Source organism: Muriicola sp. (genome assembly GCF_049669965.1).
Taxonomy (GTDB): Bacteria; Bacteroidota; Bacteroidia; order Flavobacteriales; family Flavobacteriaceae; genus Muriicola.
Map to the genome: position 1 here is coordinate 1 of NZ_JBATLB010000224.1, position 1,910 is coordinate 1,910.

General features: G+C 40.7%; 1 protein-coding gene. It reads left to right on the forward strand.

Annotated elements, in window-relative coordinates; translation table 11 throughout:
* Nucleotides 1-189 precede the first annotated feature (189 nt).
* A partial coding sequence (locus WBM49_RS11735; protein ID WP_424372242.1) for an efflux RND transporter permease subunit occupies nucleotides 190-1,910 on the forward strand: 1,721 nt, incomplete at its 3' end.

Sequence of the window (1,910 nt, forward strand, 5' to 3'; positions counted from 1 at the left end):
ACCCTAAGATACGAACTACGCCTCTGAAATCACGGCTTATTTCCCTAAGTGATGCTAGGAACACTGGGAGGCATTTTCTACCTTTGAAGTCATTTGAACGGCAGGCGTTCAGGGTCCTTATTTTGCGTACATCAAAGGAATTAGTATCTGCGATAGTGATAAAGAACCCCTGGTTTGCTAAAAAAGAATATGGCAGCAAAGCTCACACAAAATTTTTGGACAAGGGCCTCAAGGATCATCCTGAGGAATCGTATTCTTATCTTACTTGCGATTGCTGCTATCACCGTTTTCTTTGGCTTTCAATGGAAAAACATGCAGTTTTCCAATACAGAGGCCAATCTCCTTCCGGACGACCACCCTGCCAATCTGGAATATGATGGTTTTCTTGAAATTTTTGGAGAAGAAGGCAATGCAATAGTCCTTGCAGTAAAAGATCCCACCTTATTTACACCGGAAAAATTTAATCGTTGGAACATCCTGAGCAAACAACTGGCCGCATTTCCGGAGGTAGAATTTGTGGTCTCTACGGATAATTTACAGGAACTGGTCAAGGACAATGAACGCCAGGAATTTATATTAACCCCTTTTTTGATTGCCGCTCCGGAGAATCAACAGGTCCTGGACAGTTTAAAACAGCATTTGTTCAATGATCTTCCTTTTTATGATCAGTTACTCTTTAATAAGGACACAGAAACACTCCGTACCATTGTATATCTGGATAAAGACATTGTGAACACCTCTGTACGCAAAGATTTTATCCTGAATGATTTTACCAACCTTGTTCACAATTTTGAAAATGAGACAAAATTAGATGTCCATATTTCGGGTATGCCCTATATCCGAACCATGAATGCCCAAAATATCATCGATGAAATCGGGATGTTCATTACCGCTGCTTTGCTGGTTACCTCCTTGATTTTCTTTTTCTTTTTCCGAAGTTTCAGGGCCACATTTATTTCAATGTGTGTGGTGATCATTGGCGTTATGTGGGCCTTTGGTGTCCTGGGTTTACTGCGTTACGAGATCACCGTGCTTACAGCTCTTATTCCACCTCTAATTATTGTAATAGGAATACCTAATTGCATCTTCCTGATCAATAAATATCAGCAAGAGGTAAAAAAACACGGAAACCAGGCGCTTTCATTGCAACGGGTTATTTCCAAGATCGGAAATGCCACACTTATGACAAATATCACTACGGCATCCGGTTTTGCTACTTTTATCATAACCGACAGCAAACTTCTTACAGAATTCGGGATCGTTGCTTCAATTAACATCATTGGGATCTTTATTCTATCCCTATTGATCATCCCTATAGTTTACAGCTTTATGCCCTTGCCAAAGACCAAGCATCTAAAGCATTTGAACAAGCGTTGGATCGATGCCTTTGTAAATAAGATGGAGCATATTGTACGTGAAAAAAGAATAAGTGTTTACGTTATTTCTGTGGCACTTCTCGTCGTAAGTATCATTGGGATCTATCAAATAAATATTTCGGGCAGCCCAATTGAGGATCTGCCCAAAAAAGCAGAGTTCTTCAAGGACATCCGTTTCTTTGAAGAAGAATTCGACGGCATAATGCCTATTGAGATCGTTATTGATACCGAACGCAAAAACGGAGTGTTACGGCCGGTTAATTTGAGGAAAATGGCAGAATTAAGTGAGCTGATCCGGGAAATTCCGGAGTTATCCAGGCCCACCTCTGTCGTGGAATTGGTAAAATATTCCAAACAAGCTTTTTACAATGGCATTCCTAAGTATTATCAATTGCCTACCTCTCAGGAAAATACCTTCATCATGGATGTGGCGCGAAAGTCTCAGGGGAATAGTAATCTTCTTAAGAATTTTGTTGATTCCACAGGGCAAGTGGCCCGTATCACCACTTTTATACGTGATGTTCGCACCGAGAG